Here is a 13668-nt window from a genome sequence, read left to right as displayed (position 1 = left end):
AGGGAGATGAAATGTCCGACACCGTCAAGGTGACCGACCAGTCCTTCGCCGACGACGTGCTGACCAGCGACAAGCCGGTCCTCGTCGACTTCTGGGCGACCTGGTGCGGGCCGTGCAAGATGGTCGCCCCGGTGCTCGAGGAGATCGCCGCCGAGCACAAGGACAAGCTGACCGTCGCGAAGCTGGACATCGACGAGAACCCGGGCACCGCCCGCGACTACCAGGTCATGTCGATCCCGACGCTGATCCTGTTCCAGGGCGGCAAGCCGGTGAAGCAGATCGTCGGCGCCAAGCCGAAGGCCGCGCTGCTGTCGGACCTGTCCGACGTGCTCGCCTGACCGAGGCAACCTCGACCCGGGGGTGAACGTCTTCTACAGACGGGCCCCCGGGTTTTTCCATGCCACCCGCCCGGATGACGCACCGACCGGCCCTACGCGGTCACGGAGAGTTCTCAGGGCAGAATGGGTACCCGAGGCTAGCCCGATATCTGTTTGTGCCGCATCGGTTTTCGATCGATGCCCAAGGAAAGAGCGAGGAGTGCATGCGGGTGCTCCGCCGCGGCGACGTCGGGGACGACGTCGCTGAGATCAGGTCGATGCTGGCCTCGATCGGACTGCTCCGGCCGGACGCCGGAAACCTGTTCGACCACGAGGTCGAACGGGCCGTCCGCGGCTTCCAGCAGCGCCGGGGTCTGCTCATCGACGGTGTCGTGGGCCCGGCCACCTACCACGTGCTGCGCGGCGCGACCTTCCACCTGGGCAGCCGCCCGCTGGCGTACCTGATCTCCTCGCCGGTGCACGGCGACGACGTGTTCGCGCTGCAGGACCGCCTGACCGAGCTGGGCTACGACGCGGGGCGGCCGGACGGCATGTTCGGCCCGAAGACCGAGCAGGCGCTGCGCAGCTTCCAGCGCGACTACGGCCTGGTCATCGACGGCATCTGCGGCCCGGCGACGGTCCGCGCGCTGCGGCAGCTCTCGCCGCGGGCCCGTGGCGGCCGTCCGGTGCTGCTGCGTGAGCAGGAGCAGGTCCGTCAGTCCGGTCCGCGGCTGCGGGGCAAGCGCATCGTCATCGACCCCGGTCACGGCGGCGCGGACCCCGGGGTGGAGATCGGCGGCCTCCGCGAGGCCGACATCGTGTGGGACCTGGCGCGCCGTCTCGAGGGCCGGATGAAGGCCACCGGCATGGAGGCGCTGATCTCGCGCGGCCCGGACCACGGCCCGGCCGAGGCCGAGCGCGCCGCGTTCGCCAACAACGCGGGTGCCGACCTGTTCCTGTCGCTGCACTGCGACCGCAACTCCTCGCCGCACGCGCAGGGCGTCGCGTCGTTCCACTGGGGCAACGGTCTGGGCACCACGTCCACCGTGGGTGAGCTGCTGGCCGGCTACCTGCAGCGCGAGGTGGCCGCCCGCACCGGCCTGCTGGACTGCCGGACGCACGCCAAGACCTGGGACATCCTGCGGCTGACCCGGTGCCCCGCGGTGCGGATGGAGATCGGCTACTTAAGCAACCCGGGCGACCGCGCGAAGCTGTCCGACCCGGCGTTCCGCGACATCGTCGCCGAGGGCATCCTGATCGCCGTAAAGCGGTTGTACCTGCTCGGCGAGGGCGACCAGCCGACGGGCACCTTCACGTTCGCCGACGTGCTCGCGCACGAGCTCGCCAAGGCCGAATAGTCACCGGGCCATAGGGGTTGTCCACAGGAAGCTGTGGACAACCCCTGCCTTGTGGACGGTTTCTGTGGATAACTCGGCTCAGGCGCGTGCCGGGCTCGGTTCCGCCGTGGTGATGGTGACCTGGCCGAGGAGCCGTTCGAGGGCCGCTTCGACGTCTTCCTTCCAGGACAGCGCCGAGCGGATCTCCAGGCGCAGCCGCGGCCACTTGGGGTGCGGCCGCACGGTCTTGAACCCGACCGCGGTGAGGAAGTCGGCGGGGACCACGCAGGTGTGCCCCAGCAGCTCGTTGTCGGCGTCGTCCGGGCTCGCGTCGCCGAAGGCCTCGATCGCCCGCACACCGCGGCGCGTCATGTCCTTGACGACCGCCTGGACCAGCGTGCGGCCCAGCCCGCCGCCGCGGAACTCCGGCAGCACCTGGAAGCTCGTCAGCAGCACCGCGTCCGCGCTGGGCGGCGAGGTGGGGAACGCGACCGAGCGCGGCACCAGGTTCGGCGGCGCGTACAGCACGAACCCGACGGGCAGCGAGTCGCTGTAGATGATCCGGCCGCAGGAGCCCCACTCCAGCAGCACCGAGGAGACCCAGGCCTCCTTCTCGACCTCGGTCTGGCCGAACTCCTCCGCCTGCGCGCGCAGGTGCGGCGCGAGCTCCCAGTACACGCACCGGCGGCAGTTCTTGGGCAGGTGTTCCAGGTTGTCGAGGGTGACGCCCACGACTCGACGCGACACCTGATCCCCTCCCCGGATTCGCGGCGGCCGGCCTGAGGTGAGGCAGGGCGTGGCGGATCGCCACAGCCTGCTCGGCCGCATCCGAGGATAGGCGCCTGTGACCCACGCCGAAAGGCCGGGAATATCACAAGGACGAGTGGTTACACTCGGGAAACTGACCATCCGACAGAGCGAAGTGCGATGACTGCGAACCCACCCGAGCACACTGGCCGCCGAGACCTCGATCCCCACCTCGCCCGTTACGCCGCCCGCACGGCCGGCATGACGGCGTCGGAGATCCGAGCTCTCTTCGCGGTGGCCAGCCGCCCGGAGGTGGTCTCGCTCGCCGGCGGCATGCCGAACCTCGCCGCGCTCCCGCTGGACAGCCTGTCCTCGCAGGTCGGGGAGATCATCGCGGAAGACGGCCTGGTCGCCCTGCAGTACGGCTCCGCGCAGGGCGTGCCCGTGCTGCGGGAGCAGATCTGCGAAGTCATGGCGATGGAGGGCATCACGGCGCACCCCGACGACGTCGTGGTGACCGTCGGCTCCCAGATGGGCCTGGACATGGTCACCCGGCTGTTCTGCGACCCGGGCGACATCGTGCTCGCCGAGGGGCCCTCCTACGTGGGCGCGCTCGGCTCGTTCGCCGCCTACCAGGCGAAGGTCGTGCACGTCGTGATGGACGACCAGGGGCTGGTGCCGGAGGCGCTGCGGGAAGCCCTCGCGCAGGCCGAGAAGGCCGGCCAGCGGGTCAAGTTCCTGTACACGATCCCGAACTTCCACAACCCGGCCGGCGTCACGCTGGCGGTCGAGCGGCGGGCCGAGATCCTCGCGATTTGCCGCGCGCACGGGGTGCTGGTGGTCGAGGACAACCCGTACGGGCTGCTCGGCTTCGACGGCCAGACCTACCCGGCGCTGCGGTCGCTGGACCCGGACAACGTCGTGTACCTGGGCTCGTTCTCCAAGACGTTCGCCTCCGGCCTGCGGGTCGGCTGGGTCCTGGCGCCGCACGCGGTGCGGGAGAAGCTGGTGCTGGCCGCCGAGTCGGCCACGCTGTGCCCGCCGACGTTCAACCAGTTGATCGTGTCGCGGTACCTCGCCACGCACGACTGGAAGGGCCAGATCAAGACCTTCCGCGAGAACTACCGGGAGCGGCGGGACGCGATGCTGTCCGCCCTGGAGCAGCACCTGCCGGCTGGCTGCAGCTGGACGAACCCGGACGGCGGGTTCTACGTGTGGGTGACGGTGCCGGAGGGCGTCGACACCAAGGCGATGCTGCCGCGCGCCGTCACGGCCCGGGTCGCGTACGCGTCCGGGACCGGTTTCTACGCCGACGGTTTCGGCAGCAGGCAGATGCGGTTGTCGTACTGCTACCCGACGCCGGAGCGGATCAAGGAGGGCGTGCGGCGCCTGGCCGCGGTGCTCGAGTCCGAAATGGACCTGGTGCGCACGTTCGGTAACGTCAGCATGCGCGCGATTCCCGGGCTGGAGACGCCGTCGCCGGACACGGCCTGATCGCCGCGCTGCTGAGTCCTGTTTAGACTGTCGATTGAGGAGAGTGCCGGCGTGGTTATGCCGACCGTCGCCGTTCTCGCGGGCGGGCTTTCGCATGAGCGCGATGTCTCGCTGCGGTCCGGCCGCAGGCTGTCCGCCGCGCTGCGGGAGCAGGGACTGACCGTCGAGGAGTGGGACACCGACGCGGGCCTGCTCGACCGGTTGCGGTCCCAGCGGCCCGACGCGGCCGTCGTGGCGCTGCACGGTGGTCAGGGGGAGAACGGGTCGGTGCAGACCGTCCTGGAGATGCTGAGGGTGCCCTACGTGGGCACCAGCTCGCGCGGGTGCCGCCGGGCGTGGGACAAGCCGACCGCGAAGGCCGTGCTGTCCGCCGCCGGGTACGCGACACCGGACTGGGTCGTGCTGCCGCACAGCACGTTCCGGGAGCTGGGCGCGCAGGGCGTGCTGGACGCGATCGTCGACCACCTGGGCCTGCCGCTGATCCTCAAGCCCGACCAGGGCGGGTCCGCGCTGGGCGCCCAGGTCGTGCGGGACGCCGCCGAGCTGCCCGCCGCGATGGTCGGGTGCTTCGCCTACGGCGACACCGTGCTGGCCGAGCGGCTGGTCGAGGGTGTCGAGGTCGCGGTTGGGGTCGTCGAGCGGGACGGGGAGCCGGAGGCGCTGCCCGCGGTGGAGATCGTGCCGGAGAGCGGGGTCTACGACTACACCTCGCGCTACACGGCCGGGCTGACCGACTTCTTCGCCCCGGCGCGGCTGCCGGAGGAGTCCGCGAAGGCGGTCGGCGAGCTGGCCGTCGCCGCGCACAAGCTGCTCGGTCTGCGCGACATCTCGCGGACCGACGCGATCGTGGCCGCCGACGGCACGGTCCAGTTCCTCGAAGTGAACTCCTCGCCGGGTCTCACCGAGACGTCGATCGTGCCGATGGCGATCGAGACCGCGGGCACGTCGCTCGGCGCGGTGTTCGCCGATCTCGTCGCGCGGGCGATCCGCCGGTCCGGCTGAGACGCTTCCGGAAACCACTGAGGGCCACCTTCCCGAGCGGGAGGTGGCCCTCAGTGTTGTCAGATCAAATCATCACCGTGACGAAACGACCTGGGGTCATTCCTCATCGGTTTTCAGCGCCTGATTTGCCCGATTCGGGTCCATGATCGAGACGATCCGCTCCAGATCGTCGATCGAACCGAACTCGACGACGATGCGTCCCTTGCGGCGGCCGAGGTCGACCTTCACGCGGGTGTCGAAGGTGTCGGACAGCCGGTTCGCCAGATCCTGGAGACCGGGCGCCTGCATCGGCTTGCGGGGAGCGGCCTTCGGCTTGGCCGGCGCCTCGCTCTTCTTGAGGGTCACCGCCTCCTCGGTCGCGCGGACCGAGAGCCCCTCGGCGACGATGCGGGTCGCCAGCTCCTCCTGCGCCTCGGGGTCTTCGAGGGAGAGCAGCGCGCGGGCGTGCCCGGCGGAGAGGACCCCGGCCGCGACGCGACGCTGCACGGCGAGGGGGAGCTTGAGCAGGCGGATGGTGTTGGTGATGACCGGACGGCTGCGGCCGATGCGTGAGGCCAGCTCCTCGTGCGTCACCTCGAACTCGTCGAGCAGCTGCTGGTAGGCGGCCGCCTCTTCGAGCGGGTTCAGCTGGACGCGGTGGATGTTCTCCAGGAGGGCGTCCCGCAGCATCGCCTCGTCGGCGGTCTGCCGGACGATGGCCGGGATGTTCTCCAGCTCGGCGCGCTGGGACGCACGCAGCCGGCGCTCGCCCATGACGAGCTCGTACTCACCGCCGCCGAGCTCGCGGACCACGATCGGCTGCATGAGGCCGAACTCGCGGATCGAGTGCTCCAGCTCGGCGAGGGCGTCCTCGTCGAAGACCTGCCGCGGCTGCTTCGGGTTGGGCTTGACCGCGCTGGTCGGGATCTCGCGGTAAACGGCGCCGGCCACTTCGCCGCTCGGGACGACCTCGCTGTTGGCCGCGAACCAGTCCTTGTCGCCGTTGCGGGACGGCGTCTCCGGGCGGGCCGGGCTGGGGGCGTTCTCGCCGGCGGGCGGTCCAGTCGGGATCAGCGCGGCCAGGCCGCGCCCGAGGCCACCCCTGCGTTCGGTCATAACGTGCCCCTCCTCGATCCGTTGCTGCTGCCGCGCTCGGCCAGCTCACGTGCGGCGTCGACGTAACTCATCGCTCCCCGCGAGCCCGGGTCGTACGCCAGCACAGTCTGGCCGTAGCTGGGCGCCTCGGACACCTTCACGTTGCGGGGGATGACGGTCTTGAGGACGACGTCGCCGAAGTGGTCGCGCACCTCGGCGGTCACCTGGTCGGCCAGCTTGGTGCGGCCGTCGTACATGGTGAGCAGGATCGTGGAGACGGCCAGCGCGGGGTTGAGGTGCTTCTGCACCAGCTCGATGTTGCTGAGCAGCTGACCGAGACCTTCGAGCGCGTAGTACTCGCACTGGATCGGGATGAGCACCTCGCGGGCGGCGACCATGGCGTTGACCGTGAGGAGGCCGAGCGAGGGCGGGCAGTCGATGAAGACGTAGTCCATGCCGAGCTGGTCGACCACGTCACCGGCGAGCGCCTCCTTGAGCCGCGATTCGCGGGAGGGCATCTCGACGAGTTCGATCTCGGCACCGGCGAGGTCGATCGTGGCGGGGACGCAGAACAGGTTGGGGGACTGCTCGCTGACGGCCATCGCCTCGCCGAGGGGGAGGTCGCCGAGGAGGACGTCGTAGATGGAGGGGGTGCCGGAGCGGTGGTCCACGTTGAGCGCGGTGCTGGCGTTGCCCTGCGGGTCGAGGTCGATCACGAGGGTCTTGAGCCCGTGCACCGCGAGGGCCGCGGCGAGGTTCACGGCGCTGGTCGTCTTGCCGACGCCGCCCTTCTGGTTGGCGACGGTCAGGACGCGGCGTTGATCTGGGCGGGGGAGGGAGTTGGGGTCCGGGTGCAGCACGCGGGCGGCACGCTCGGCCTCTTCGGCAATGGGGGTCCAGTCTGACGCAGGCGGGGTCACCGGCCGAGCCACCTTTCCGCAATCGACGCTGTTGGTTTCACGTGGAACATGAGTCGCATCATGCTGATCTGGCCTCTCCAAGCCATCCTGTCATCCCGCACGGCGCGGGCGACGGGCACTTCGTACGCGCTCCACCCGCACCACGGTCGTCGGCGTTTCGAGCACGCCGACCCCGCACTCAGAGACCGTTGGAGCACCCCCACCGACGCGGGCAACCGCCTTCGCATCACGGGCAATTTCGTCCCGGGCGCTAGCTCCCTTGACTGCGAGCATCATGCCACCCTCCCGAACGAGGGGGAGGCACCAGCCCGCCAATCGCGCGAGGGGAGCCACGGCACGCGAAGTGACCACATCGGCCGCGCCGACCCGCTCCCGGAGCGCCCGTTCTTCGGCGCGGCCACGCGCGACGGTGACGTCCAGTTTGATGCTCTCGGCGACTTCGTTCAACCAGTCGGCCCGCCGAGCCATCGGCTCGACGAGAACGACGTCGAGATCCGGCCGCGCGATCGCGAGCGGCACACCCGGGAAGCCGGCCCCAGACCCGACGTCGATGACCCGCGCCCCTGCGTCGATGTGTTCACCGATAACGGCGGAGTTCAACAGATGCCGATCCCAGAGCCGCTCGACCTCCCGCGGCCCGATGAGCCCCCGCTCGACCCCGTACCGCTCGAGCATTTCGGCGAACTGGACGGCCCGCTCCAGCCCGTCCCCGAACACTCGCCCCGCCACCTCGGGCACCGGCACCACTCGCCACTCCTCGGGTTTCACGTGAAACGACCAACGCCCCCAATTCTCCACGACGAGAACATCAACACGGGGAGGCAGACCACAACTGTGGACGGTTTCACGTGAAACTACGAGGAGTGGATGTGGTTCCACGTGAAACACAGCGCGGACGCGACGGGGGCAGCCGCCCTCACCTCTCGGGCAACCAGAACACGGACGCCGAAGCGGCCCGCCCATCAAGCGGGGGCCGGCGGGGGCCGGTCTCGCGTCCCCGCGGCCGCCGAAGCGGCCCGCCCATCAAGCAGCCGCGCGCGCGTCCGCCATCTCCCTCTCGGGCCCGTCTCGCCACCGCGGCAACCGCCGCCAGCCGGCCTCCCTCCCGCAGGGCAAAGAAAAAGGCGGCCCACCGAAGTGGGCCGCCTCCTCAACCGGAGCGCCTACGCGTCCGGCATCACCACCACGCGCCGCTTGGGCTCTTCGCCCTCGCTTTCGCTCTTGACCCCGCCCACGGCGGCGACCGCGTCGTGCACGACCTTGCGCTCGAACGGGCTCATCGGCTGCAGGCGCACCTTCTCGCCGGTCGCCTTGACCGTCTCGGCCGTCGTGCGGCCCAGCTCGGTCAGCTCGGCGCGCCGGCCGGCCCGCCAGCCCGCGATGTCGAGCATCAGCCGACTCCGCGTGCCGGTCTCCTGCTGCACCGCCAGCCGCGTCAGTTCCTGCAGCGCCTCGAGCACCTGGCCGCGTCCACCGACCAGCTTCTCCAGGTCGTCACCGCCGTCGATGCTCACGATCGCGCGACCGCTCTCCACGTCGAGGTCGATGTCCCCGTCGTAGTCGAGCAGGTCGAGCAGCCGCTCCAGGTAGTCGCCCGCGATGTCGCCTTCGCGAACCAGCAAGTCCTCCGTCGACGAACCCGTCGCCTCCGCAGCGGGCGCCTCGTCGTCAGCGTCGATCGCTTCGACCGTCTCCGCCATCGTCATCTCCTTTCACCGGGCTCCAGCGCTCAGCGGCGCTTCTGCCCCGAGCCCTTCTGTCCTGAGTTCTTGCCGCCCTGCGCCGGCTTCTTGCGCTTCTGCGCGGAGCCGTTCTGCGGGCGTTGTCCCTGCTGCGGGAAGCGGTGCGGCGAGCCGGCCTTCGAAGACGGCTTCTGCCCGCTCGCCTTGCCGTCGGCAGCCGGCTTGTCGGCCGCGCCGTCACCGTCGTCCGCCTTCTTCTGCTGCACCGGCTTCTGGCCCGGCTTCGGCTTCGCACCCGGGCGCGGCGCCAGCGAGTTGCGCTTCTCGGCCGCCTCGGCCTTCTTCTGCGCCTCTTCCTTGTCGATCCGCGTGTAGACCAGGCGCTGCTGCATCAGGGTCCAGCCGTTGTTCGCCAGCCAGTAGACGAGCAGACCGATCGGGAAGAACGCACCGAACACCAGCACACCGAGCGGGAAGATGTACATCGTCAGCCGCTGCATCATCTGCGTCTGCGGCGTGATCGCCTCGGGGTTCAGGTTCTGCCGCTGCGCCGAGTGCCGCGCGGTCAGGTGGGTCAGGACCGACGCGAGGATCATCAGCGGGATCGCGACCGGCGCGACGTGCCAGTGCCAGCCGCCGCCCTGGCCGCCCAGCATCGAAGCGTTGTGGATGGCGTCACCGATGTTGACGCCGAACAGCTTCGCGTGCACGTACGACTCGACGCCCGCCTGGTCGAAGAAGTAGTTCTCCGTCTTGGGGCTGCCGTCCGCGGGCTGGATGGAGAAGGCACGCAGGACCCAGTTCAGACCGATGAACACCGGGATCTGCAGCAGCATCGGCAGGCAGCTGCCCAGCGGGTTGACGCCGTGCTCCTTCTGGAGCTTCTGCATCTCCGCGGCTTGGCGCTGGCGGTCGTTCGCGTACTTCTTCTGAATCTTCTTCAGTTCCGGCGCGAACTCCTGCATCTTCTTCATCGACCGGACCTGGTTCACGAACGGCTTGAACATGATGCCGCGAACCGTGAAGGTCAGGAAGATGATCGCCAGGAGCCAGGTGATCGCGTTGTCGGCCCCGAAGACGAACCCGAAGACCTTGTGCCAACACCACAGGATGAAGGACACGGGGTAGTAGATGAAGTCGAGCACTGAGCTACTCCTCGGTTGACAAACCAGGTCTCTGGTGGCGCCACGAGAACACCTCAGGCACCGGATCGCGGCCGGGCATGGTCCACGGGCCGCAGCGCAGCAGCCGGCGGAGGGCCAGGTAACTGCCCTTCGCGGCGCCGAAACGGGTCAGGGCCTCGACCGCGTACGTGCTGCAGCTGGGGTAGAAGCGGCAGCTCGGCGGGAGGTAGGGCGAGATGAAACGGCGGTAGAACCGCAGCGGGAGCAGCAGGACCTGGGCGACCGGCCCGGGGCGCTCGACCTTCTGCGATGCATCGGTGGTGGCGTCATTCACCGGCGTGGCCCCTCGTCTCCGCGGCCGTCCCCGGCCGGGGTGTCGCCGGGCCGTCGGACGGGCGGCCCGGGAGCAGGCTCAGCCGTTTCAGCGCCGCGTCCAGATCGGCGCCGAGTTCGGCGCTGGACGCGGTGGCCGCCGGCGGCAGGGCCCTCACGACCAACGAACTGCCGGGCGGCACGGTTCCGAGGCGCTGCAGGACGAGATGCCGCAGGCGCCGGCTGACGCGATGGCGCACCACGGAGTTGCCCACGGCCTTGCTCACCACAAAACCCGCCCGCGGCGTTCCCGCGGACGGGTCGGTGGACTGCACCGCGTGCACCACGAGGCGACGCCGGCCTGCCCGAGCACCCCTGCGCATGATCTCGCGGAAGTCCTCACTGCGCCGCAACCGGGCGGCACGGGGCAGCACGACGCGCCTCGAAGCGGCGCGATCAGGCGGACAGCTTCTCGCGGCCCTTGCGACGGCGGGCCGACAGGATCGCGCGACCGGCACGGGTACGCATCCGCAGCCGGAAGCCGTGGGTCCGGGCGCGTCGACGGTTGTTCGGCTGGAAGGTGCGCTTACCCTTGCTCACTGCTTACTCCTGGTCTCGACATACTCGGCGGCAAGCTGGAGCCACCGATCAGCTCGGGGGTGTCTCGAATCGCGCGCATGCGAACAAACCCGTCGCGCACGGGAGACCTATCGAGAGTACGCACCCCGCTCGGAGGCCCGGCAACCGGCCCCCGGAACCACTCCGGGGGACCGAGTGGCGACGCCGCGTGAGGCATGGAATCCTTGCCTGCACGGTGCCTTGTGGGACGGCACGGGCCTTTGTTAGCGTGTCTCCTCTTGAGTCACCGTTCGAGGTGCTCGGCGCCGCCGTCGGAAGGTGTGGAGGCTCTGGCTGGCGTAGGTTCGCACCCGCAGGTGGAGTGACTGCGGGCCGCCGTACATTAGTACACAGTTGTGGACAACTCTGTGGATACTTGCTGCGCGCGGTGACCAGGGGGCCCGCGCGATACCGCTCGACGGGGTGAGCCGACCGCCCGCCTCGGTGATTTCCGCAGGTCGGTGGGGTCTTCTGGGGTGACGAGGGGAGGGGACGAAGTAGGTGTCCGAGCACCAGTTGAATCTGGGCGTGGTCTGGGACCAGGTGGTCCGGGAGCTGTCGGACGGCACTCTGTCGCCGCAGCAGCGGGCCTGGATGCGAGTCACCCGCCCGATCGGCCTGCTCGACGGCACGGCCCTGCTCGCCGCTCCGAGTGACTTCGCCAAGGAAGCGATCGAGCGCGCCCTGCGGGACCCGATCACGCACGCGCTCTCGCGCCGCCTCGGCCGCCCCGTCTCGCTGGCCGTGAAGGTCGACACCGCCGAAGTCAGCCCGCCGCCTCCGCCGCCGGCCCCGTACCCGTCACCCACCCGGGTGGAACCGGCGCCCGCCGCCACCGAGGTGCCGGTGATGCCGCCGAAGATGCCACCGCTCGACGACGGCATGCTGCCGCCGCTGCGCCGCGTGCGGTCCCACCCACCGGAACCGGTGAAGCCCGTCCTGCCCGAGGACGACGGCGACGAGGAAGTCGACGAAGAGGGCGAGGCCCTGGCCGCCGCGCACGAGATCTGGCCGATGTTCTCCGGCCAGCCGAGCGCCGGCCAGCCCTACACCGCCCCGGCCCAGCCGGAGACGTCGAAGACGCGGCTCAACGAGAAGTACACGTTCGACACCTTCGTCATCGGCGCGTCCAACCGCTTCGCGCACGCGGCCGCGTTCGCCGTCGCCGAAGCACCGTCCCGCGCGTACAACCCGCTGTTCATCTGGGGCGAGTCGGGGCTGGGCAAGACGCACCTGCTGCACGCCGTCGGGCACTACGCGCAGCGGCTCTTCCCGGGCATGCGCGTCCGCTACGTCTCGACCGAAGAGTTCACCAACGACTTCATCAACTCGCTGCGCGACGACCGGAAGGTGGCGTTCCAGCGGCGCTACCGGGACATCGACATCCTGCTCGTCGACGACATCCAGTTCCTGGAGGGCAAGGAAGGTACTCAGGAGGAGTTCTTCCACACCTTCAACACGCTGCACAACTCGAACAAGCAGATCGTGGTGTCCTCGGACCGGCCGCCGAAGCGGCTGGAGACCCTGGAGGACCGGCTGCGCACACGGTTCGAGTGGGGCCTGATCACCGACATCCAGCCGCCCGAACTGGAGACGCGCATCGCGATCCTCCGCAAGAAGGCGGCGCAGGACCGGCTGGCCGTGCCGGGTGACGTGCTCGAGTTCATCGCCTCGCGCGTCGAGGCGAACATCCGCGAACTCGAAGGCGCGCTCATCCGCGTCACCGCGTTCGCCTCGCTGAACCAGCAGCCGGTGGACGTCGGCCTCGCGGAGATCGTGCTGCGCGACCTGATCCCGGACTCGCAGGCGCCGGAGATCAGCGCGCCGACGATCATGGCGACCACGGCCGAGTTCTTCGACGTGACGGTCGACGACCTGTGCGGCCCCGGCAAGACGAAAGCGCTTGCCACGGCGCGGCAGATCGCGATGTACCTGTGCCGCGAGCTGACGGACATGTCATTGCCGAAGATCGGGCAGACGTTCGGCGGCCGCGACCACACGACGGTCATGCACGCGGACAAGAAGATCCGCAAGGAGATGGCCGAGCGGCGGCGGATCTACGACCAGGTCCAGGAACTCACCGCGCGCATCAAACAGCGCGCCCGCCAGTAGCCCGCTCCGCGCACTCCGCTTCGACGGCCGCGATCGCGCGGGCGATCGGCCACTGCTCTTCGCTGCCGCGCCGGACGCAGCCGACGAAGCGCCGTGACGGACGCGGGTTGCCGCGCAAGGGAAGGCGCACCACCTCGTGCTGCGGTGGCAGGGGAGCGAGCCGCGGCACGAGGCACACGCCGAGCCCGGCGGCGACGAGCGCGGACACCGCGAACCACTCCTTGGCCTCGTGCGCGATGCGCGGCGTGAAACCGGCGGCGGCGCAGGCGACTTGCAGGACCGCGTACGTGTCGTTGTGCCGCGGTTTGACGATCCACGGCTCGCGCGCGGCGTCGGCGAGTTCGACCGCGTCCTGCCGCGTCAGTGGATGTCCCGCTGGGACAAGGAGATCCTGCGGGTCGTCGAGCAACGGCCACTGCGTGAAGCGCGGGTCGTCGGCGGGCGGCGCTCGGGGCGTGGGCAGCACGACGGCGATGTCGGCCGCCTCGGCGAGCAGCAGCTCGTAGCAGTCAGCGCTTTCCTCTTCTATTACGCGCACCGTCAGCCGCGGGTGCTCCGCGCGCAGACGCGTGACCGCCGGCCCCAGCAACGCGGCGACCGCCGAAGAGACACCGCACATGCGCACGGCGCCGACCTCTTCGCCGGCGGTCAGGTCGGCGCGTGCCCGTTCCCATTGCGCGAACAGCGAATCGGCGTGCTCGAGCAGCACCACCGCGGCGGGGGTCAACCGGACGCGGCGTCCCTCGCGGCGCAGCAGTTCGACGCCGACCTCCTTGGCGAGCAACCGGAGTTGCTGTGAGACCGCCGACGGGGTCAGGTGCAGCGCGTCGGCGGCGGCCGTGACGGTGCCGTGCTCGGCCAGGACCCGGAGGACGCTCAGGCGCCGGAGGTCGATCATGTAGTCGAGGCTAAAGAGTCGCGTGCACGAA

The 13668-nt window shown here is 69.9% G+C and carries 15 protein-coding genes; 5 read left to right on the top strand and 10 right to left on the bottom strand.

Going from position 1 to position 13668, the window contains the following annotated elements; all coding sequences use genetic code 11:
* Positions 1–11: 11 nt before the first annotated feature.
* Together trxA and IE290_RS24950 are read left to right on the top strand one after the other, a co-directional pair.
* Positions 12–338, top strand: a complete 327-nt coding sequence (gene trxA / locus IE290_RS24955) for a thioredoxin (protein ID WP_094003312.1) — start codon at positions 12–14, stop codon at positions 336–338.
* A gap of 203 nt (positions 339–541) precedes the next feature.
* The gene (locus IE290_RS24950; RefSeq protein WP_191247109.1) at positions 542–1675 is read left to right on the top strand and encodes an N-acetylmuramoyl-L-alanine amidase; all 1134 of its coding nucleotides are present in this window, start codon (positions 542–544) and stop codon (positions 1673–1675) included.
* A gap of 78 nt (positions 1676–1753) precedes the next feature.
* Here IE290_RS24950 and IE290_RS24945 read toward each other — a convergent pair whose 3' ends face one another.
* Positions 1754–2401 (bottom strand): GNAT family N-acetyltransferase, encoded by a 648-nt coding sequence (locus IE290_RS24945; protein ID WP_191247108.1) that lies wholly within the window; start codon positions 2399–2401, stop codon positions 1754–1756.
* A 180-nt stretch (positions 2402–2581) separates the two neighbouring features.
* Here IE290_RS24945 and IE290_RS24940 point away from each other — a divergent pair, with 180 nt between their 5' ends.
* Positions 2582–3895 (top strand): aminotransferase-like domain-containing protein, encoded by a 1314-nt coding sequence (locus tag IE290_RS24940; protein WP_191247107.1) that lies wholly within the window; start codon positions 2582–2584, stop codon positions 3893–3895.
* 51 nt (positions 3896–3946) lie between these two features.
* Positions 3947–4897, top strand: a complete 951-nt coding sequence (locus IE290_RS24935; RefSeq protein ID WP_191247106.1) for a D-alanine--D-alanine ligase family protein — start codon at positions 3947–3949, stop codon at positions 4895–4897.
* Positions 4898–4993: 96 nt separating this feature from the next.
* On the opposite strand, the gene IE290_RS24930 is transcribed toward IE290_RS24935, so the two are convergent.
* The 8 genes from IE290_RS24930 to rpmH form a co-directional block, all read right to left on the bottom strand.
* Positions 4994–5992 (bottom strand): ParB/RepB/Spo0J family partition protein, encoded by a 999-nt coding sequence (locus IE290_RS24930; RefSeq protein WP_191247105.1) that lies wholly within the window; start codon positions 5990–5992, stop codon positions 4994–4996.
* Positions 5989–6891, bottom strand: coding sequence for a ParA family protein (locus IE290_RS24925; RefSeq protein ID WP_162830490.1), 903 nt, complete (start codon positions 6889–6891; stop codon positions 5989–5991). The genes IE290_RS24930 and IE290_RS24925 overlap by 4 nt, the downstream gene beginning before the upstream one ends.
* A 90-nt stretch (positions 6892–6981) precedes the next feature.
* Positions 6982–7638: a 16S rRNA (guanine(527)-N(7))-methyltransferase RsmG gene (rsmG, locus tag IE290_RS24920; protein WP_191247427.1), complete on the bottom strand. Its 657-nt coding sequence runs from the start codon at positions 7636–7638 to the stop codon at positions 6982–6984.
* A gap of 416 nt (positions 7639–8054) precedes the next feature.
* Positions 8055–8591: a Jag family protein gene (locus IE290_RS24915; protein WP_017985942.1), complete on the bottom strand. Its 537-nt coding sequence runs from the start codon at positions 8589–8591 to the stop codon at positions 8055–8057.
* Between the two features lie 29 nt (positions 8592–8620).
* Complete coding sequence (yidC, locus tag IE290_RS24910; RefSeq protein ID WP_191247104.1) at positions 8621–9718, bottom strand: membrane protein insertase YidC; 1098 nt, start codon at positions 9716–9718, stop codon at positions 8621–8623.
* 4 nt (positions 9719–9722) lie between these two features.
* Positions 9723–10031 (bottom strand): membrane protein insertion efficiency factor YidD, encoded by a 309-nt coding sequence (yidD, locus tag IE290_RS24905; protein ID WP_191247103.1) that lies wholly within the window; start codon positions 10029–10031, stop codon positions 9723–9725.
* Positions 10024–10443 (bottom strand): ribonuclease P protein component, encoded by a 420-nt coding sequence (rnpA, locus tag IE290_RS24900; RefSeq protein ID WP_191247102.1) that lies wholly within the window; start codon positions 10441–10443, stop codon positions 10024–10026. Before rnpA ends, yidD begins: the two co-directional genes overlap by 8 nt.
* A 22-nt stretch (positions 10444–10465) precedes the next feature.
* Entirely contained in the window at positions 10466–10609 is a 144-nt protein-coding gene (rpmH, locus tag IE290_RS24895) for a 50S ribosomal protein L34 (RefSeq protein WP_017985946.1), read from the bottom strand.
* A gap of 519 nt (positions 10610–11128) precedes the next feature.
* Here rpmH and dnaA point away from each other — a divergent pair.
* Positions 11129–12739 carry a chromosomal replication initiator protein DnaA gene (gene dnaA, locus IE290_RS24890; RefSeq protein WP_191247101.1) on the top strand — a complete coding sequence of 537 codons (1611 nt, stop codon included), beginning with the start codon at positions 11129–11131 and terminating at the stop codon, positions 12737–12739.
* Here the strand turns inward: dnaA and IE290_RS24885 are convergent.
* Positions 12717–13637, bottom strand: a complete 921-nt coding sequence (locus tag IE290_RS24885) for a LysR family transcriptional regulator (protein ID WP_191247100.1) — start codon at positions 13635–13637, stop codon at positions 12717–12719. The two genes, dnaA and IE290_RS24885, sit on opposite strands and share 23 nt — an antisense overlap.
* Positions 13638–13668: the final 31 nt, after the last annotated feature.

This window comes from Amycolatopsis deserti (genome assembly GCF_014653945.1).
Lineage (GTDB): Bacteria > Actinomycetota > Actinomycetes > Mycobacteriales > Pseudonocardiaceae > Amycolatopsis_E > Amycolatopsis_E deserti.
This window is presented reverse-complemented; position numbering and strand designations above follow the sequence as displayed.

Excerpts from the sequence above, each read along its gene's own strand:
- trxA (WP_094003312.1), top strand. The coding sequence starts at position 12 with ATGTCCGACACCGTCAAGGTGACCGACCAGTCCTTCGCCGACGACGTG.
- IE290_RS24950 (WP_191247109.1), top strand. The coding sequence starts at position 542 with ATGCGGGTGCTCCGCCGCGGCGACGTCGGGGACGACGTCGCTGAGATC.
- IE290_RS24940 (WP_191247107.1), top strand. The coding sequence starts at position 2,582 with ATGACTGCGAACCCACCCGAGCACACTGGCCGCCGAGACCTCGATCCC.
- IE290_RS24930 (WP_191247105.1), bottom strand. The coding sequence starts at position 5,992 with ATGACCGAACGCAGGGGTGGCCTCGGGCGCGGCCTGGCCGCGCTGATC.
- IE290_RS24915 (WP_017985942.1), bottom strand. The coding sequence starts at position 8,591 with ATGGCGGAGACGGTCGAAGCGATCGACGCTGACGACGAGGCGCCCGCT.
- IE290_RS24885 (WP_191247100.1), bottom strand. The coding sequence starts at position 13,637 with ATGATCGACCTCCGGCGCCTGAGCGTCCTCCGGGTCCTGGCCGAGCAC.